Consider the following 18,965-nt stretch of genomic DNA (forward strand, 5'->3'; position numbering starts at 1 on the left):
CTAAGAATACGTTAATTGGTAAACTGAAGTTGATAAAATTGATAATAAAGTAAAAACAGATCCCGTTCTGTAATGGGGGTAATTCGAGTAATTTATTCTAAAATGAGGTGCGTTTTAGAATAAAAAGTCTCATTAACTTTATTATTTTTACACACAAATCAATTTATTTATGAGCTCATCTTTTGAAAAATATCAAAAACGACGACTAATCTCTTCTTATTTTTCTGTTGTTATTAGTATTTCTTTGGTATTATTTTTATTGGGCTTATTAGGCTTATTGGTATTAAATACTAAAAAAGTAGCAGATCATTTTAAAGAAAAAATTGCACTTACAATTTACTTAAAGGATACCGCCAAAGATGTTGAAATCAAGCAACTGGAAAAAACTCTGGCTCTGGCAGAATATACTAAATCAACTACTTTTATTTCTAAGGATGAAGCTGCCGAAGAGCATAGCAAGGACATAGGAGAGAATTTCATGGATTTTCTAGGATATAATCCGCTTCAAAATTCTATTGATGTTTATTTAAAAGCTGATTTTGTCGATCAGGCAAAAATTGAAGAAATAAATGCTTCTATCATCAAAAAAGATTTTGTGGATGAAGTAATCTACGACAAACCTTTGATCTCATTATTAAATGATAATATAAAACGCATTAGTTTTTGGGTACTTCTCATTAGTGGTATTTTTACTTTTATTGCTGTATTACTTATTAATAGTTCTATACGTTTATCGGTATACTCTAAAAGATTTATTATTAAGACTATGCAAATGGTAGGTGCTACAAAGAAATTTATTCGCAAGCCTTTTGTATGGAAAAGTGTACGACTAGGAATGATAGGAGCAATTGTAGCTTTAATCGGAGTTGGGATTGTATTGTATTATCTTAATAAGACATTCCCAGAACTGGCATTGCTTGATGATGAAATCTTACTTATTATTTTATTTGCCGGTATTTTTGGAATTGGTGTGCTCATCACCTGGATCAGTACATTCTTTGCTACACAACGGTTCTTGAATCTAAGAACTGATGAATTATATTATTAGTCTGTTTTAATAGTATCTCTATAAAAAGACTAATATAACCCGTTATGCATTTGAGCTTTTTTAATTTCTAAATGCACAACGGATTAATATAGTCCAGAAACAAGGGTTCTTATTAAGGATATCATTAACTGTACTGTTTACAGCAAGGATAATCATTGTGTTTGTTTTCTCAAAAAATAAATCAGGCCCTTAAAATAAGGGCCTGATTACATTATAAAGATTATAGTGATACTATTCTTTTTCTGATCTTATTTTTTTACTAATCGTTTAGTGACGGTTTTTCCATCCATAACAAAATTGATCAAATACATTCCCGGAGATAAATCATTTACCTCTAAAGTATTACCATTTATTTTTCCTTGATGTATTGTTCTACCTGTCATACTATATACTTTATAAACAGTATTAGCGTTATGGCCTACAATATTAATTTTATTTTGATCACCTGATAACAAGTTAGGGTATATCTCTAATTGTTGGCTTATTTTACTTACTGCTATAGAATTATCATTTGAGAACGCAGAGGATAATGGTCTTGCAAATACCTGAACCCAAAGATTAGCCACTCTAGCCATTCCTATCTCCGTATAATTAGCACTTAAGATATTTCCTCTATGCCCAGAACTATTCATCCACGTATTGTGTACTTCCTGAACAGTACGCTGTCCATTTGCTATGTTTTCTGCTACTCTACTCCATGAGTATCCTTGATCTTGAACTCTATTACTCACACTTGACCCATTAGAACCTGTATGTGAGAAAAAGTTGTTATTTTTCATATCATTTGCATGAAACTCTGCCGCTGCAACTAGTTTAGCATTCATTTTTAATGGTTGCTTACCATCTGCCGCTCTAGCTTCGTTTACCAATTTTAGAAGATCTAACATTTCTTTAGAAAATCCACCATCAGTTCCTTTTAGCGTAGTGATACTTATTTTATTAGAAAACTCTGATAAATCTCCCTGAACATTTTTTGCTCTTACCGAAAGGCTATACAATGTCTCTGGTGTTAATCCATCCAGAGTAACTGTTTTACTTCCTTTTACACTTTTTACAACTTCATTACCATTATATATGTCAAAAGTGGTAAGGTTTGTTACTTCTCCTTGAGTCTCCCAGGAAAGACGTACTGAATTACTTGTAATATCTGATCCTACTAAATTTAATGGAGTTGGTGGTGGCGAAGCTTTACCAATAGTAAATGATTTGGATTCTGAAGAAGTGAATGAGCTTCCCGAAACAAGTGCTGTCCCGTTTAATGATACTGTATACGATCCTTGCCCATAAGAACAACAAAGCCCATCACCATATGAATCACTAATAATAAATGTATAAATCCCATCTTCTAGGCATACATTTTCTGAAACATCTGGAGCAGAGTTTTGATAACCACTTCCTGATACTACAACTTGTCCATTTTCTCTTTCTATTTTCCAACTGATATCTGAAGCATACCGATCAAAAACGATAGCAACAACAACTTCTGTACAACTAACAGTCGCACTAGTTGTAAAATTATTTCTATTGCTGATTTCTGAAACATTTCCAGTTTCATCATAAATTGCTTTATTCTCAGAATTTCCGAAAATACCAGATATAGGACTATCAGCATGTTTAGCATGGATAATTGATGTCCAAATAAATACGAATAAAATGATTTTTTTCATGGTTTTAAATTTTTTGTGTAATTATTATTTTTGTTTTGGTTAAGGGACTAAAACTTAAAACACGGTTTCCTATTGCTCATATAATTGTTAAAGTTTATATAATTATTCTTGAAAAAACATAGTTTTGGGTTCTATAAAAAACATCTCATCATAATCGTTTTTATGCATAATAGTTAAAAAGGTAAGATGCGTTACTTTGAAAAAAAATAACACTTAATATTAAATCAAAAACATAATAATATTTCTGTAATGGGTAAAATCGCTAAAATATATCTTTCGATCATTTTTGTACTTTTTGTTGGCTTTATGATAGCAGTGATACAAACATTTCGACCTGTACGCAACGTGCAGCCAGAGGATGTTATGAAAATCGAAGGAATTGTAACCGACATACAGGAAGGACCGGGATTTGATATCGTGATTATCCTTAAGAATGATGAGCATCACTACTATATCAATCGTGGATTGCAATATCAACTAACAGTAGAACAATTGCGCTCTGATATTCTTAATAAAAAAGTTACTTTGTATGGTATAGAAAGATGGACTATATTTACCCGTGATAAAAATATGGGACATATATCAAAATTAATGATTGATAATAATGTGATATTTAACGAAATTGATAACGATGAGCATGAAAAAACAATCCAATAAAAATACGCCTCCAAAACCTGATTTTGTTTTTGGAAAGAAAAACTATATCGTTATGGCCATAGGAATAGCAGTAATTGCTCTTGGCTTTATTCTCATGGCAGGAGGAGGAAGTGATGATCCTAATGTTTTTAATCCTGATATCTATAATTTTAGAAGGATTCGATTAGCACCAACTATTGTTTTAATTGGTTTTGGTATCGAAGTATATGCTATTCTTCTAAATCCTGAGAAGAAGAAAAAACAGTAATTTGACATTTTATTTTCCGGTAGTTATATCTTTGCGTCAAATTTAAGAAATCCCAAAATTTTCTATGGAAATCATTGATGCAATTATTCTAGGTATAATACAAGGGCTTACCGAATTCTTACCTGTTTCTTCTAGTGGTCATCTCGAACTTGGCAAAGCTATTTTAGGCGATCAAAGTGTTCCAGAAGAATCTTTACTTTTTACCGTAGTGCTACATTTTGCAACAGCACTTAGTACCATGGTAGTCTTTAGAAAAGATATATTAGAGATTATAAAAGGAGTATTGAAATTCAAAAAAAACCAAGAAACCCTCTTTTCTTTTAAAATCATCATTTCTATGATTCCTGCTGTTTTAGTAGGTTTATTTTTTGAGGAGCAATTAGAAAAACTTTTTGGAGGTAATATTATGTTTGTTGGCTTTATGCTACTTATTACAGCTGCACTATTATGGTTTGCGGATAAAGCTAAAAGCACTCGAAAATCAGTAAGTAATTCAAATGCATTTGTAATTGGTATTGCACAGGCAATTGCAATGCTTCCTGGGATTTCAAGAAGTGGTGCAACAATATCTACATCGGTATTGTTAGGAAATGACAAAACCAAAGCCGCTCGTTTTTCTTTCTTAATGGTTGTTCCGTTGATTATAGGGAAAATTGCTAAAGATATACTTGGTGGCGACCTTACTTTTTCATCAGAAAACAGTATCCCATTAGCCCTTGGCTTTCTGGCTGCATTTGTCTCAGGGCTTTTTGCATGTACATGGATGATTTCCTTGGTAAAAAAGAGTAAGTTAACTTATTTTGCCGTATATTGTATTCTTGTTGGCTTATTAGCCATCAGTTTTGGTTTTATTAAATAGCCCCCATCTATAATGCTAACCGAACAAAATTATAAAGACGGTCAAATCCTTTTGATCGATAAACCGCTGCAATGGACATCTTTCCAAGTTGTAAATAAACTTCGTTGGCTTATCCGGAAGAATTTTGGTATCAAAAAAATTAAGGTAGGTCATGCAGGAACACTTGATCCTCTTGCAACAGGGTTATTACTTATCTGCACAGGAAAATTTACTAAGCGTATACAGGAATTTCAGGGACAAGCCAAAGAATATACTGGAACAATATTGCTTGGAGCAACAACACCCTCTTATGATCTGGAAACCGAGATTGATAAGACCTTTCCTATAGACCATATTTCTGAAAAAACTATACACGAAACAACATCTCTTTTTATTGGAGAAATAGATCAGTATCCTCCTATTTTTTCGGCTTTAAAAAAAGACGGTAAACGATTATATGAATATGCCCGTGAAGGAGAAACTGTAGAAATTAGCTCTCGAAAAATTACTATAAATGAATTCGAAATCACCAAAATCAAATTACCAGAAGTAGATTTTAGAGTTGTATGCAGCAAAGGGACATATATTAGATCACTAGCACATGATTTTGGAAAAGCATTAAATAGTGGGGCTCACTTAACTGTTTTAAGAAGGACTAAAATAGGATCATTTTCTGTTGAAGATGCTACTACAATTGAATCTTTTGAAAACCAGTTATGCCCAAAAATTGAAACTACATAAAATATTGTAGAATAAAAGTAGTTATAGATACCTATGGAATTTGTAGAAAAACATAAAGCTCTGATTATCACATCAATGTTGATGGGGATCGTTGTTCTAAGCCTTTACAATATCAATATGATAAACAAGCAAAAAGAACAATCTGAAATCCTAATGGAAATCCCTGAAGAGTTTCTTGCCGAAGAAGAACAACCTGAAGAAGAATTAATCGCTCAGGAAGATCGACAATTAATTGCTGCCAAAAGAACACATTCGGCCTTTAACGAAGATTTTGAAGACCCTGAAGAGTTTGAACAACGAATGAAATCATTGACAGAAACCGAAGCTGCTTCCGAAGAAAGTGAAGAAGCTGCACCTACAGAAGGTGAGGTTCCTATTGATGAAGAAGAGAAAAATGAAAAGGAAAAAAAGGAAAAACTAGAACCAGAAGGTAAAGAAACTAACAATAGAAATAGCTCTCTTACTTATAGCTTAAAAAACAGAAAATCTATAGATCTACCTAATCCTGTATACACATGTAATGGAAGCGGTAAAGTAGTTGTAAAAATCGAAGTCAATAAAAATGGATATGTAGTTAATACCAAAGTTGACAAGAGAAATTCTACTACCCGAAACGAATGTCTTTTTGACAATGCAATGGATTATGCCAGAAAGGCTTTATTCTCTCGTTCTGACATAGAAGAACAAGAAGGCACTATTACATATTACTTTAATTATGGATCTTAAACTACAGTAGTTTTAATACATCTTCGGCAATATTTGTACCTTTATCCTTGTTATACCAAACTTGTAAATCTTGCTTAAATTCTGAATCTAAGCTACCGTGCTGTTCTTTATAATCATTTACCATTTGTGTCGCTACAGAAGGTCTTGGGCCCCATGAATTTAGCACCTCTTTGCTTTGATTATCATATGCAATTAATTTAGGTATTGATTTTCCTCCGTTGGTCAAAAAATTATTCATCAACTCATCGTGATCATCCCTAGAGATGATTTTTAAATCTATCCCCTCATTTAATTCTGCAAGTTTATTCAATACAGGTAATACATGTGCAGCATCCCCACACCATCCTTCTGTTAATACTACCCAGGTTACATCTAGATTGGCATTAGAAAATGAAGCGGTAATTGATTCGTCTATTTTCAAGGTCTTATCCCATCGTTTCATTCTACGGTCATTAAGCATACTATAATTTGTTAATGCTTCAGATTGTTCATGACCAGTAGATTTATCTTCGGTTAACAAGTCACTAATCAGATTCTTATATTCCTGGTATGTGTATGAATTATCAATTCCTTTAGTTATTAATTCGGGTATTGTCATAGTAGTAGGTTGTTCCATAATTATAGCTTTCAAAAATAGGTAAAACAATATATTTACTGTCTAAAATGTCTAGCTTTTAATATCAAGCTTATGAGCATTTTAATTTATTATTACATTATCTGGCAATGTCTAAAAAATCATCTTTTTATATCAAAACCTTATAATTGTCAATTCTTAAAGGTTTCTTATACATAGGACGATAGTTATCCTTAAAACTTACAGATATTATATATACCCTGTAAACAGTGGGTTTATTTTTACTGTTAATAGTGTACTCTACGTGTGATTAGATTTCAATCTTTGTATTCAATTTCTAATAAATCTTTAACATAAAGGCAAAAAAATATGGTTTTGAAGCTAACAGTCAGGAATTTAAATAATAACTTTACAAGAGGGACATTATACACTTTACACACTACAGACTTATAGCATCATTTCAAGGGGTTTTCGATAGAAAATTTTAAATACATGAAAAAATTATTTACTATAACTATACTATTAATAGGGTATATGACTGCTATTGGTCAGGAAAATAAAATTTACAACTCATTACAAGAGGCATTGATCAATAAAGATCATGTGTACAAGTTAGATCTTAGTTATACCAAGCTCACAAAACTACCTGAGTCTGTAATACAATTAAAACAGCTACACTACCTCAACCTAGAAGGGAATGAAATAAGCAAATTACCAGAAACTATTTCAAATCTAAAAAAACTAAGAACGCTTAACATAAAAAAGAACAAACTTGTCGACCTACCCTTATCTCTTGGTGATTTACAAAATATAGAGGTTTTACTTTTATCTGAGAACCTGATTCTCACACTACCCGAATCTATTGGAAATTTAAAAAAACTAGGATGGTTATTTCTAAAAAACAACCAGATCAAGGTCTTACCCGAATCCTTTGGTAATCTTACAAATCTAAAAAAATTAGATCTGAGACAGAATCAGCTTATCGAGTTATCTAATACTTTTGGTAACCTTGCCAGCTTACAAGAACTTCTTATAGAAGGAAATCGACTTTCTGAATTGCCTCTGACATTTGGAAATCTAAAAAACATAGAAGCATTAAATCTATCAGATAATCAAATTGATGAATTGCCAGAATCTTTCGGAAATCTAAACAATCTGGAGTGGTTGATTTGTAAAGAAAATAAATTGGATCGAATTCCTGAAACATTTGGAAATCTTTCGAAATTAAAACTTCTGTATTTAAATGCTAATAAAATCAGTGAATTACCAAAAACCATTGAAAATCTAACCAACTTAAAAGATCTTAATTTATCAGGCAATAGGCTTTCTAAAACTAAAAAAGAAGCAAGTAAGCAACTATTGCCAAATTGTGAAATTAATTTTGAAAACAGTTACTACTCCTTGAAGAAGGCCTTAGAAAACAAGAAAAATGTTGATATCCTGTACCTTTCAGATAGCGAACTAACAGAGTTACCAGAATCGATAGGAGAGCTTAAAAATTTGCAAAAATTATATCTAATAAGTAATCAACTTAAGAAATTACCAAAATCCTTTGAGAAACTAAAAAAACTGGAAACTCTTTCTTTATCCTATAATAGTATTGCAAGTTTACCAGAGTCCCTATACAAGCTTAAAAACTTAAAACAACTCTATTTGGACAGCAATAATCTCACTTCTTTACCAGGATCTATAAAAGATTTAAAAAAATTAAAAATTATTCATCTATCTGGTAATAATTTATCTGATCTAGAAAAAGAAAAAATTAAAAAACTACTGCCTGATTGTTCAATTTCTTTTTAAAATAAACAGTATTTTAGAAACTTGATCTATAAAACAAACTAAGTATATACTATGCAAAAACACAGATGTGGTTGGTGTATTGGCGATCCATTATATGAAGCCTACCATGATACTGAGTGGGGAGTACCATTACACGACGAACAGCTTTTATTCGAATTTTTAATTCTTGAAACTTTTCAAGCTGGGTTGAGTTGGATTACCATTTTACGAAAACGAGAAAATTTTAAGGTTGCTTTTGATAATTTTGATTATAAAATCGTCGCTAAATATAACGACACAAAGAAAGAAGAACTATTACAAAATGCTGGAATCATTCGCAATAAGCTGAAAGTAAATTCTGCAATAACTAATGCTCAGAATTTTATCAAAATCCAAGAAGAGTTTGGTAGTTTTAATGAATATATCTGGGGTTTTGTAAATGGAAAACAAGTTCAGAACAATTGGCCTCACCATAAAGATTGTCCGGCTACTACAGAAACTTCTGATATCGTAAGTAAAGATTTAAAAAAACGAGGGTTTAAGTTTGTGGGCTCTACCGTTATTTATGCTTTTATGCAGGCTATTGGAATGGTAAATGATCACGAAGTGGGTTGTTTTAGATACAAAGAAGTTTAGAAACACATTAAAAACATCAAAAAATGAGTGGAGAAACTAATTTAACTACTTTAATCAGAAACATGTCTCCTGTATTACAGGCTGGTGAGTTTGTTTTTTCTACAGTAAAAAATACAGATAATATCCCCAGAGAAGATAGTATTGGTGAATTTAAAGAACAGGAAGGAGTAACTATTATACTTGATCGCAAAAAAGCAGAACAACTTAATCTTTCTTATGAATATATTGCCTCATGGATAACTCTAAAAATCCATTCTTCTCTAGATGCGGTAGGTCTTACAGCTATTTTTTCGACAGAATTAGCAAAACATAAAATTAGTTGTAATGTAATTGCCGGCTATTATCATGATCATATTTTTGTTGACAAAAAAGATGAAAACAAAGCAATTAGTGTTCTAAAGAAACTATCCGAAAATTATGAAGAATAGCTTAAAGTTTTATTCCAAAAGATAAATCTCCCGCATCACCGAGACCAGGAATAATGTAGCTCTTATCATTTAGTTTTTCATCAACTGCAGCAATCCAAAGATGAGTATTTTCTGGAAACACATTTTTAATATATGATATCCCTTGCTCTGATCCAATTACAGAAACAATATGTACTTGCTCAGGCATACCATGTCTTTTCATCACAGTAAAAGTATTCTCAAGAGTTTTTCCTGTTGCCAGCATTGGATCTGCCAAAACCAAAGTTTTATCTTTTAAAGAAGGCGAAGCCAGATATTTTACCACAATTTCAAAATCATCATCATCATTTTGATGATCCCTATATGCTGAAATAAATCCGTTTTCTGCAGTATCAAAATAATTTAATACCCCTTGATGCAATGGTAATCCAGCTCTAAGAATAGAACATAATACAAGCGCATTCTTAGGTACCAAAATTTCCTTGGTTCCTAAAGGTGTTTGAACTGTTTTGGTTTCATAATCCAAAGTTTTACTTAATTCGTAACTTAGAATTTCGCCTATTCGTTCAATATTTTTCCTAAAACGCATTGCATCTTTCTGTATAGTAACATCTCTTAGTTCTAAAATAAATTGATTTAAAATTGAGTTTTTTAATCCTAAATTATGAATAACCATTGATGCTACATTTTAAGAAGTTATTAAAATCTTTTTTTAATTATTTTTGAAATCAGATGAAAAATCAATCTCTAACTCATCTTACCTCAAATATTTTATAAACGCTGCCCTTGTAATTTCTCTGGCACCTAAACTTGCCAAATGATCAGTATACACCTGGCAATCGATCAACTGTATTTCTTTTGCTATTAACCACTCTACCAAAGTAATAAAACCATATTTAGAAGCATTACTAGCTTTAGAAAACATACTCTCACCGCAAAATACTTTTTTCTCTCTTAACAAAATCCCATACAACCCACCTACCAAAACTGATTCTTGCCAAACCTCTACAGAGATAGCATATCCTAACTCATGAAGTTTTTTATACGCTTTTTGCATATCGTTTGTGATCCAGGTACCTTCTTGTTCTGGACGTGTGATTGTTGCACAGTGTTGTACAACACTTTCAAAAGCTTTATTAAATGTTACTTCAAACTTATTTTTTCTGATAAGTTGGCGCATACTTTTACTTACTCTAAGTTCTGAAGGAAAAAGCACCATTCTTGGATCAGGACTATACCATAGAATAGGTTGATCCTCATCATACCAGGGAAAAATTCCGTTATGATATGCCTCCAGTAATCTATCGACCGAAAGATCTCCTCCTATAGCCAAAAGACCATTCGTATCAGCAAGAGTTACTGGTGGAAATTGTATTGTATCTGTTAAAATGTACAAAATATACTTATAAATCTTTATACAACGTTAAATATCAATCAGTTGTTTGAATTGACCAAAAAAATCGCAATATTTGTTAGGACCTTTTAAGATAAATTTTGTTCATCATTGCTTTTTTGAGTTTTATTAAAAGGTTAACCTAAAACCACAATAATGAAAAGTCCGATATGAATAATATCGGACTTTTTTCTTTTTATTAAAATACTGTCTAAAAAATCTATTTAGAACGGTAAATCATCATGTTCTTCTTCAGAAAAATCTTTTGCAGGCTCAAAGGCATCTACTGGCGGAGTTGGAGGAGCAGAAGCATTCTGAGCTGCAGGTTGCAAACTCTCAATTCTCCATCCCTGGATAGAATTAAAATACTTAGTTTCTCCCTGTGGATTTACCCACTCACGACCACGTAAATTAATGCTTATTTTTACATCCTGACCTACTTGGAAAGGGTTTAATAAGTCACATTTATCCTGAACAAACTCTACCATGATATGTTGTGGGTATTGCTCTTCAGTAGTAACTACAACTTCTCTCTTTCTAAAACCATTGCTTCCAAAGGTTTGAGTCTCACCAATCATCTTTACTTTACCTTGTACTTCCATCTTATTGAATTATTATTTTGCTGCTAAAATGTTCCATGCAGTATCTATATCGTCCTGATCAAGATACTGCTTTGCAAATTTATGAATTTCTATTAGGTTAGCCTCCTGAATTTTACCCTTAATATCATTATGGTTATTAACAAATTCTAAAGCTTCAGTTTTTGTTGGCATTCCTTCTACATTTCCAAGCTTACCTAAATCATTTCCTGTAAAAACAGTACTGCTTCTTACTTCTTCTGGCAATGCATCTACACCAATCCCTATTGAGCTTAATGGTTTAGGCACTTCAAACATCCCCATATTAGCCCTACTATACCAATTACCTCCCATACGGGCAACCTGATCTATCTTATGCTGATCTATTCTATTATTTTCATCCATCACATTCTCATTAATATGCATAAGAACTACTTCGCAAATAATAAGATTACCAGCTCCTCCTTCATCACCCATAGGAACTACTTGATTAACCTTGCATTCAAACTGTACCGGAGACTCTCCTACACGATATGCTTTGACTTTTTCTGAAGGCACCATGGTAAGCCCAGACTTTTCAAATTCATTAACCCCTTCTGGATACTCTGTACTTGATAATGACATCTGCTGAACAATATCATAATTCACAATATTAATGACTACTTCTTTGGTAGATTTCGCATTCTCTAATGTGTGTTTTGTAGTATTATCTCTTACTCTTCTTGCCGGAGAAAAAATAAGAATCGGTGGATTCGCACTAAATACATTAAAAAAACTAAACGGAGATAAATTAGCATTGCCATTTATATCCATCGTACTAGCAAAAGCTATAGGTCTGGGACCGATTGCTCCAAGAATTAAACCATGTAATTTTCCAGTAGTAACCTCTGATGGATCAATTGTAATCATAATTTGTTTTATATTGAGCAAATATATAAAAGTTTGGTTTTAGAATCATTAAATGAACAGGTTTTAGAATCTGTTTTATAAACAATAAAATCGTTTTAAAACGTTTATATTTAGGATTTAGTTAACTAGTCTGTATGAATTTTTCTGATGAGCGTAATTTTTCGAGCTATTTTATCATTATAGCTGTTTTAGTAATAACCGGTCTCGTTTTATGGAATACATCGTTATTCATGCAACGTCTTAAGGATGATGAACGAACTAAAGTTGAAATATGGGTGCAATCCCAGAAAGCATTAGATAGCGAACAATCCGATGACTATCTCGAATTATCTATTGTCATAAATACTACAAACAAATCTATTCCTATCATCATCACAGATTCTAAAGGTGATTTTATTAGAGATTCTTTAGGGAAACCTGATCCAAGTTATTTTAAAAATTTATCTAAAAATGAAGTAACAGATGAAGATAAGCTTAAGTCATATTTAAAAACGTTAAAATCAGAAAATGACCCAATAGAACTCGATCTTAAAGATACCGTTCAATATATTTATTATGGAAATTCGGATATTTTAAATAAACTGAAATATTACCCAATGACCATTGCCATCATTATATTTTTACTAATTGGAGTAATTTATTTCTTTTTTACCACCTCTAAAGCTAGTGAACAAAATAAACTATGGGCAGGTATGGCTAAAGAGACTGCTCACCAAATCGGCACACCATTATCCTCATTGGTAGGCTGGAACGAAATCCTTAAAACCGAAAATGTAAATCCAGAATATATCGTAGAAATAGAAAAAGATATTGAACGATTAAAGATAATTACAGAACGTTTTTCTAAAATTGGATCTATTCCCAACCTTGAAGATGTTGATATTGTAGAAGAAACCCGAAACGCTTATACATATCTTCAATCCAGGAGCTCTAAACTCATTAATTTTTCGCTTAATTTACCCGATAAACCTATTCAAGTATCATTAAACTCCCAATTATATAGCTGGACAATCGAAAATCTCGTAAAAAATGCTATTGATGCGGTACGAGGAAAAGGAGATCTTGAAATTGACCTTATAGATGATGCAAAACGGGTTTTTATACGAATTAAAGATACCGGTAAGGGTATTCCTAAAAGTAAGTTTACTAAAATTTTTGAGCCTGGGTATACATCTAAGAGCAGAGGATGGGGTTTAGGTTTGTCCTTATCAAAAAGAATTATAGAAGAATATCACTTAGGAAAAATTAAAGTTCTTAAATCCGATATTGGTAAAGGCACTACTTTTCAAATCACACTTCGCAAGTCTGGAGTTACTTCTTAATCTTAAATTTTCCTAAAAGGGTATAACAATATTTTTTTCGCAACGTTATAGAATACCTATTTAACGCCAAATCTAAAACAAAGTGAAAACTGAGTATATTATTTTAAAAGAAACAACTCTTAACAATAATTGTCCAGAATGTTACTCTACCGATGGCATGATACTTTCTTTCAAACAGCAAAGACTAAAATCGAAATTTCTGGTAAAAACCAAAAGCAATATTGTAGAAAGTATTAACTGTAACAAATGTGAAAATCAAATTTTTCCGGGACAGTGGACCACAGATATAGAAAGAGTCTATGATTATCATAAAAAAACAATCACTCGTCAATCTGGATCATTACGTTTTACCAAATTGTTTTATATTCTATTACTTCTTGCGATCACTATAGCAGCTTTTCTGTATATCTATCTTTACAGGCCCGATCTTTTAGGAATCTAATATTGTTTCATAACCTCTCGTAATTCATCTGTAATCAGAAAGGTTTTATCTGTATTAAAATCAAAACAAACGGCTACATCGTGACCTTCTGCACAAAGTACACCCTCATCATTATACAATTGATGGTATAATCCAAAACTAGAGTTTTTAATAAAATCGACTTTAGTTTTAATTACTACATTTCCTGGAAAAAACAAAGGGTTTTTAAAATCACATCGGGTAGAAACCAACATAGGTCCCTTTTTAGTTTCGGCATATAATTTTGCCAAACCTGTTACTTCCCAAAATTGAACACGTGCACTTTGCATATATTTCATGAAATTTACATTGTTCACATGCTGATAGGTATCCATCTCACTCCAATCAATACGAAGTTGTAGAGATAATTTAAAATCAGATTCTTGCATATGTCTTTATAAATTCGAATGAATCTCTTTTGCCAGTGTTTTAAAATCAGACTCCGCCATAGAAATTTTATGCTGAAAAGTCATTTCTTTCATTTCATTTAATGGAATTAAATGCACGTGTACATGAGGTACTTCTAAGCCTACAACGGCAATACCAACACGTTTACAAGAGACTGTTTTTTCTATAGCTTTAGCTACTTTACGAGAAAAGCGCATTAACTCCAGATATTCGTCTTCGGCCAGATCAAATATTTTATCTTCTTCTTTTTTAGGAATACAAAGTGTATGTCCTTTAGCATTTGGACTAATATCCAAAAAGGCGTAATAATTCTCATCTTCGGCCACTTTATACGATGGAATTTCGCCATTTACAATTTTAGTAAATAGGGTAGACATTAATTAAATTTTAGTTGGGTTACGGTTTTGGAAATATAGTTTATTTATCTGTAAGTCAAAACCATAAAAAAGCCTTTTTAAAAAAATTAAAAAAGGCTTGTAATAAAATCTAAAAAATTACTTCTTTTATTCTCTTGAAATCTCTACAACATCAAACTTCATAATCCCGTTAGGGACCTGTATTTCGGCTATTTCGCCAACACTTTTCCCTAAGAGACCTTTTCCGATAGGAGAATCTACAGATATTTTTCCTGTTTTAAGATCTGCTTCACTTTGTGCTACCAATTTATAGGTCATTTCGGCACCATTAGTTTGATTTTTGATCTTTACAGTAGAATGTATAAGGGCTTTAGACGTGTCTAATTGAGATTCGTCAATTAAACGTGCATTTGAAAGAGTTTCTTCCATTTTAGAAATTCTCATCTCTAATAATCCCTGTGCCTCTTTTGCGGCATCATACTCGGCATTCTCACTTAAATCTCCTTTATCACGTGCTTCAGCTATTGCCTGAGAAGCTTTTGGGCGCTCTACATCCTTAAGTTGACCTAGTTCGTCTCTTAATTTTTTAAGCCCCTCTACAGTATAATAAGATACTTTGCTCATAACTTCATCGTTTATATAAATACAAAAAATCCCATAAGAATGGGATTTGTTATTCAAAGATAACAAAAATTTTACTGAAGACTACAAATTTACGTAATTTGCCAATACAATATTAGTGTTATGAAAAAGACTTTATTTTTAGCAAGTGTTCTTTTAATTTTATCATGCAGTAGTGATGATAATGGAGACAATAATCAATTTCTACCTCCTTCGAGTGTTAATTATCAAATCAATCTTAATTTACCTCAATTTAACCCGCTTAAATTTCCGAGTAATCATTTTGTAGATAACTCTGAAAACGGAAGTATTAAAGGAGTCATCATTTATAATATTGATAACACACAGTATTCTGCTTTTGAGCTTAGCGACCCTAATCATTCTCCTAGTTCTTGTTCTGCCCAGACAATAGATGGGATTACCTCGACTTGCAATTGTGATGATGGAAACAGTTACAATATTGTTACAGGACAACAAACCTCTGGTGATGGTCAATTTGGATTAAGACGATATAGGGTGCGAAGAGAAGGAAATACGTTATTTATCTCTAACTAATTATAAAAAGAAAAAAACCAGTATCTTTTTAATCTGTATCTTGTTTTTTTGAAATCACAACATTAAAAGACAGTAGAAAATCAAAATCCTTTAACTTAAATTCATATTCGTTCCATAATGAAGGCGCATATGTATATTCTGTTTTTCCTTGTAAACCATACCTGCAAACTTCTATTTTCCCACAATTATTCCCTTTAGAAAGCGATAACTGGATAGTAGTTTTTGTTGGACCACTGGTACCGGGATATGGTGGGCGTTTATGAGAATAACCCGTTAATAGAATAGATAAAGAATCTGTAAGCATTACTGGTATATTAGGTTTTAATTCCACCAGTATTGGGTTTGTATACTTTATTGTTTCTGTATCCTGTTCTTGTTGAGCATAACTTGAATGGCTCCAAAAGAGAAGAAGAGAAATTACAGTAATTATCCTACTCATAAAAATAAAATTATATATCCATATTTACAATAGTGCTTTTTTTGGCCTTAAACCCGGGTTAAATATATTACAATTTATTTCCAATTATAAGCCCAGTCTTTCCAAACGACTTCTAGCCCCTTATTTTTAAGCATTTTCACTACATCTCCTGTAGAACGTTCATCCGAAATTTCGAACTGTTCTAAAGATTGTGGCTCTACAACATAACCTCCCGGATTAGTTTTGGATTCGGCACTTATAGAAGTGATTCCAAGATTTACAATATGTTCTCTAAATACTTCACTCTCTCGGGTAGACATAGACAATTCTACATCTTCATCTAACAATCGAAAAGCACATATCAATTGCACCAAATCCGAATCTGTCATTTCTACTTTTGGCTCTAGTCCGCCACTGTATGGTCTTAGCCTCGGAAAGGATATCGAATATTTTGTTTTCCAATACGTTTTTTGCAAGTAGTTAAGGTGTAATGCTGTAAAAAAGCTATCTGCCCTCCAATCCTCTAGACCAAAAAGAGCTCCTAATCCTATTTTATGAATTCCTGCTTTACCTAATCGATCCGGTGTTTCTAATCGATAATCGAAATTAGATTTCCTTCCTTTTGGATGATGTTTTTTATACTCTTCTTTATGGTATGTTTCCTGGTACACTAATACTGCATACAAACCATTCTTGATCAATAGTTCATAATCAGACTGATCTAATGGTTGTATTTCTATAGTAATATTGGCAAACTTTGATTGTATGAGTTGTATTGCATTATTAATATAATCTACTCCTACTATTTTATTTGCCTCGCCGGTAACCAGAAGGATATGATCATATCCTTTTGATTTCAAAAAATCTACCTCCTCCAGAATCTCCTTATCGGTTAATGTTCTTCTCGGAATTTTATTAGTCATACTAAACCCACAATACGTACATATATTTTGACATTCATTACTCAGATACATTGGAGTATACATCTGGATGGTGTTGCCAAAGCGTTTTTTAGTAGTATAGCTACTTATTTGCGCCATATGTTCTAGATATGGTTTTGCAGCGGGAGAAATTAGTGCTTTAAAATCTTCGAGGTCTCTTTTGGATTTGGCAAGAGCATTCGTAACATCTGCTTCTGTCTTAGAAAAGATACTGGAAAGTGTTTCATCCCAATCATATCGTTCGAATATATCTTTGAAACTATTCATTCAAAAAACTCGTTAACGGGCTACTCGCCTCTGCATGCTGTCTAATAGGGGCTAATTTTGAATTATATGCCATATGACCAGCCTCTACAGCCATTTTAAATGCTTTTGCCATCGTTATTGGTTGCTGTGATACTGCAATAGCCGTATTTACCAATACGGCATCTGCACCAATCTCCATCGCTTGCGCTGCATGCGATGGGCTTCCAATACCTGCATCTACGATTACAGGAACATTACTTTGATCTATGATAATTTCTAAAAACTCTAATGTCTTTAAGCCTTTGTTACTTCCTATAGGCGCACCTAGTGGCATCACACATTGCGTTCCTACTTCTTCTAATCGTTTACATAAAACAGAATCTGCATGAATATAAGGCATGACCACAAATCCTTGTTTCACCAATTCTGAAGCTGCTTTTAAGGTTTCAATAGGATCTGGTAATAAATATTTTGGATCCGGATGAATCTCTAACTTTATCCAATTGGTCTCTAGTGCTTCTCTTGCCAATTGAGCAGCAAAGACTGCTTCTTTAGCATCCCGGACCCCAGATGTATTAGGGAGTAAATTAATTCGCGGATGATCCAAATGTTTTAAAATATCATCATTTTCATTATTAACATCAACTCGCTTTAATGCTACCGTTACCAGCTCACTTTCTGAAGCAAGTAACGCTTCTTTCATTAATCCAGAAGAACTAAACTTTCCTGTTCCTGTAAATAAACGGGATGAAAATTCTTTATCTGCAATTTTTAATTTTTCCATTTCTTAACGATTGGTCAATAGCTTTTAAACCATTATATTTTTTATAGATTCTATTTTTTTCTTCAAATTCACCTGGTTTGTCAATTCTCCCGAAATGGCAATTCCTGAAACTCCTGTCTGCATAAGTGCTGCAACATCCTTCTCTATAATTCCTCCAATCGCAATTATGGGTAATTCTAAATTTTGATTTTTCAATTTGGTAAGAATACTTGTGTAACCATCAATCCCTAATACTGGACTTAGTTTCTTCTTGGTTATTGTATGTTTATAAGGCCCAAGACCTATATAATCAACACCATCTTTACTATGTTGTAAGCAGTTTTCTATAGTATTTGCAGTACCGCCAATAATAAAATTATCTCCCAGGATTTTTCGTGCCTCCCGAGGATTCATATCACTTAATCCCAAATGTATGCCATCGGCCAGAACAGCTTTTGCCACACTTACATTATCATTGATAATCATAATTACATCATATTGATCACAGATATTTCTACATTGCAACGCTGTATTTAAATAAGTAGCCATATCAACCTCTTTAAGGCGTAGTTGTATCCATTTGCAACCAGCTTTACAAGCATTTTTTATGTTATCAAGATGCTCCTGTGGAGTTTTGCCTTGTGAGATATATTGTAAACCTACTTCTTTCATAAT

The 18,965-nt window shown here is 32.5% G+C and carries 25 protein-coding genes; 12 read left to right on the forward strand and 13 right to left on the reverse strand.

Going from position 1 to position 18,965, the window contains the following annotated elements:
* Positions 1 to 169: 169 nt before the first annotated feature.
* A complete protein-coding gene (locus Z054_RS0100955) occupies positions 170 to 1,048 on the forward strand; it encodes a cell division protein FtsX (protein ID WP_024768231.1) in 879 nt (292 codons plus the stop codon).
* A gap of 248 nt (positions 1,049 to 1,296) precedes the next feature.
* On the opposite strand, the gene Z054_RS29780 is transcribed toward Z054_RS0100955, so the two are convergent.
* On the reverse strand, positions 1,297 to 2,715 hold the full coding sequence (locus Z054_RS29780; RefSeq protein WP_024768232.1) for a CAP domain-containing protein: 1,419 nt from the start codon (positions 2,713 to 2,715) through the stop codon (positions 1,297 to 1,299).
* 249 nt (positions 2,716 to 2,964) lie between these two features.
* On the opposite strand from Z054_RS29780, the gene Z054_RS0100965 reads away from it, so the two are divergent.
* The 5 genes from Z054_RS0100965 (at position 2,965) to Z054_RS0100985 (ending at position 5,924) form a co-directional block, all read left to right on the forward strand.
* Positions 2,965 to 3,372: a hypothetical protein gene (locus Z054_RS0100965; RefSeq protein WP_024768233.1), complete on the forward strand. Its 408-nt coding sequence runs from the start codon at positions 2,965 to 2,967 to the stop codon at positions 3,370 to 3,372.
* On the forward strand, positions 3,353 to 3,619 hold the full coding sequence (locus Z054_RS0100970) for a DUF3098 domain-containing protein (protein ID WP_024768234.1): 267 nt from the start codon (positions 3,353 to 3,355) through the stop codon (positions 3,617 to 3,619). The genes Z054_RS0100965 and Z054_RS0100970 overlap by 20 nt, the downstream gene beginning before the upstream one ends.
* Positions 3,620 to 3,683: 64 nt before the next feature.
* Positions 3,684 to 4,478 (forward strand): undecaprenyl-diphosphate phosphatase, encoded by a 795-nt coding sequence (locus Z054_RS0100975; protein ID WP_024768235.1) that lies wholly within the window; start codon positions 3,684 to 3,686, stop codon positions 4,476 to 4,478.
* Between the two features lie 12 nt (positions 4,479 to 4,490).
* The gene (gene truB, locus Z054_RS0100980) at positions 4,491 to 5,198 is read left to right on the forward strand and encodes a tRNA pseudouridine(55) synthase TruB (RefSeq protein WP_024768236.1); all 708 of its coding nucleotides are present in this window, start codon (positions 4,491 to 4,493) and stop codon (positions 5,196 to 5,198) included.
* Between the two features lie 33 nt (positions 5,199 to 5,231).
* Positions 5,232 to 5,924 carry a hypothetical protein gene (locus Z054_RS0100985; protein WP_024768237.1) on the forward strand — a complete coding sequence of 231 codons (693 nt, stop codon included), beginning with the start codon at positions 5,232 to 5,234 and terminating at the stop codon, positions 5,922 to 5,924.
* 1 nt (position 5,925) lies between these two features.
* Here Z054_RS0100985 and Z054_RS0100990 read toward each other — a convergent pair whose 3' ends face one another.
* Entirely contained in the window at positions 5,926 to 6,540 is a 615-nt protein-coding gene (locus tag Z054_RS0100990) for a thioredoxin family protein (RefSeq protein WP_174412241.1), read from the reverse strand.
* Between the two features lie 450 nt (positions 6,541 to 6,990).
* Here Z054_RS0100990 and Z054_RS0100995 point away from each other — a divergent pair, with 450 nt between their 5' ends.
* The 3 genes from Z054_RS0100995 to Z054_RS0101005 are packed head-to-tail and all read left to right on the forward strand — an operon-like array spanning position 6,991 to position 9,341.
* Positions 6,991 to 8,298 carry a leucine-rich repeat domain-containing protein gene (locus tag Z054_RS0100995; protein WP_024768239.1) on the forward strand — a complete coding sequence of 436 codons (1,308 nt, stop codon included), beginning with the start codon at positions 6,991 to 6,993 and terminating at the stop codon, positions 8,296 to 8,298.
* A gap of 51 nt (positions 8,299 to 8,349) precedes the next feature.
* Positions 8,350 to 8,913 (forward strand): DNA-3-methyladenine glycosylase I, encoded by a 564-nt coding sequence (locus Z054_RS0101000; RefSeq protein ID WP_024768240.1) that lies wholly within the window; start codon positions 8,350 to 8,352, stop codon positions 8,911 to 8,913.
* A 23-nt stretch (positions 8,914 to 8,936) separates the two neighbouring features.
* Positions 8,937 to 9,341, forward strand: coding sequence for an ACT domain-containing protein (locus Z054_RS0101005; RefSeq protein ID WP_024768241.1), 405 nt, complete (start codon positions 8,937 to 8,939; stop codon positions 9,339 to 9,341).
* Position 9,342: 1 nt separating this feature from the next.
* Here Z054_RS0101005 and upp read toward each other — a convergent pair whose 3' ends face one another.
* The 4 genes from upp to Z054_RS0101025 all read right to left on the reverse strand — a co-directional run bounded on the left by upp (position 9,343) and on the right by Z054_RS0101025 (position 12,200).
* Positions 9,343 to 9,996, reverse strand: coding sequence for a uracil phosphoribosyltransferase (gene upp, locus Z054_RS0101010; protein WP_024768242.1), 654 nt, complete (start codon positions 9,994 to 9,996; stop codon positions 9,343 to 9,345).
* 81 nt (positions 9,997 to 10,077) lie between these two features.
* Positions 10,078 to 10,716, reverse strand: coding sequence for a leucyl/phenylalanyl-tRNA--protein transferase (gene aat / locus Z054_RS0101015; RefSeq protein ID WP_024768243.1), 639 nt, complete (start codon positions 10,714 to 10,716; stop codon positions 10,078 to 10,080).
* A 221-nt stretch (positions 10,717 to 10,937) separates the two neighbouring features.
* Positions 10,938 to 11,315, reverse strand: a complete 378-nt coding sequence (locus tag Z054_RS0101020; RefSeq protein WP_024768244.1) for a DUF3127 domain-containing protein — start codon at positions 11,313 to 11,315, stop codon at positions 10,938 to 10,940.
* A gap of 12 nt (positions 11,316 to 11,327) precedes the next feature.
* Positions 11,328 to 12,200 carry a flavin reductase family protein gene (locus Z054_RS0101025; RefSeq protein ID WP_024768245.1) on the reverse strand — a complete coding sequence of 291 codons (873 nt, stop codon included), beginning with the start codon at positions 12,198 to 12,200 and terminating at the stop codon, positions 11,328 to 11,330.
* Positions 12,201 to 12,334: 134 nt separating this feature from the next.
* On the opposite strand from Z054_RS0101025, the gene Z054_RS0101030 reads away from it, so the two are divergent.
* Together Z054_RS0101030 and Z054_RS0101035 are read left to right on the forward strand one after the other, a co-directional pair.
* Positions 12,335 to 13,522: a sensor histidine kinase gene (locus tag Z054_RS0101030; RefSeq protein WP_024768246.1), complete on the forward strand. Its 1,188-nt coding sequence runs from the start codon at positions 12,335 to 12,337 to the stop codon at positions 13,520 to 13,522.
* Between the two features lie 82 nt (positions 13,523 to 13,604).
* A complete protein-coding gene (locus Z054_RS0101035) occupies positions 13,605 to 13,964 on the forward strand; it encodes a hypothetical protein (protein WP_024768247.1) in 360 nt (119 codons plus the stop codon).
* On the opposite strand, the gene Z054_RS0101040 is transcribed toward Z054_RS0101035, so the two are convergent.
* The 3 genes from Z054_RS0101040 to greA all read right to left on the reverse strand — a co-directional run bounded on the left by Z054_RS0101040 (position 13,961) and on the right by greA (position 15,370).
* A complete protein-coding gene (locus Z054_RS0101040; RefSeq protein WP_024768248.1) occupies positions 13,961 to 14,371 on the reverse strand; it encodes an acyl-CoA thioesterase in 411 nt (136 codons plus the stop codon). The two genes, Z054_RS0101035 and Z054_RS0101040, sit on opposite strands and share 4 nt — an antisense overlap.
* A 6-nt stretch (positions 14,372 to 14,377) precedes the next feature.
* A complete protein-coding gene (locus Z054_RS0101045; RefSeq protein ID WP_024768249.1) occupies positions 14,378 to 14,767 on the reverse strand; it encodes an HIT family protein in 390 nt (129 codons plus the stop codon).
* 126 nt (positions 14,768 to 14,893) lie between these two features.
* The gene (greA, locus tag Z054_RS0101050; protein WP_024768250.1) at positions 14,894 to 15,370 is read right to left on the reverse strand and encodes a transcription elongation factor GreA; all 477 of its coding nucleotides are present in this window, start codon (positions 15,368 to 15,370) and stop codon (positions 14,894 to 14,896) included.
* Between the two features lie 120 nt (positions 15,371 to 15,490).
* Between greA and Z054_RS0101055 the strand changes: the two genes are divergently transcribed.
* On the forward strand, positions 15,491 to 15,922 hold the full coding sequence (locus tag Z054_RS0101055) for a Rieske (2Fe-2S) protein (protein WP_024768251.1): 432 nt from the start codon (positions 15,491 to 15,493) through the stop codon (positions 15,920 to 15,922).
* A 28-nt stretch (positions 15,923 to 15,950) separates the two neighbouring features.
* Here Z054_RS0101055 and Z054_RS0101060 read toward each other — a convergent pair whose 3' ends face one another.
* The 4 genes from Z054_RS0101060 to Z054_RS0101075 form a co-directional block, all read right to left on the reverse strand.
* Positions 15,951 to 16,361, reverse strand: a complete 411-nt coding sequence (locus tag Z054_RS0101060; protein WP_024768252.1) for a hypothetical protein — start codon at positions 16,359 to 16,361, stop codon at positions 15,951 to 15,953.
* Positions 16,362 to 16,435: 74 nt separating this feature from the next.
* A complete protein-coding gene (gene thiH, locus Z054_RS0101065) occupies positions 16,436 to 17,548 on the reverse strand; it encodes a 2-iminoacetate synthase ThiH (RefSeq protein ID WP_024768253.1) in 1,113 nt (370 codons plus the stop codon).
* A complete protein-coding gene (locus Z054_RS0101070; RefSeq protein WP_024768254.1) occupies positions 17,541 to 18,311 on the reverse strand; it encodes a thiazole synthase in 771 nt (256 codons plus the stop codon). The genes thiH and Z054_RS0101070 overlap by 8 nt, the downstream gene beginning before the upstream one ends.
* Positions 18,312 to 18,335: 24 nt before the next feature.
* Entirely contained in the window at positions 18,336 to 18,962 is a 627-nt protein-coding gene (locus Z054_RS0101075; RefSeq protein WP_024768255.1) for a thiamine phosphate synthase, read from the reverse strand.
* Between the last annotated feature and the right edge of the window lie 3 nt (positions 18,963 to 18,965).

It is taken from the genome of Aquimarina macrocephali JAMB N27 (genome assembly GCF_000520995.1).
GTDB classification, from domain to species: domain Bacteria; phylum Bacteroidota; class Bacteroidia; order Flavobacteriales; family Flavobacteriaceae; genus Aquimarina; species Aquimarina macrocephali.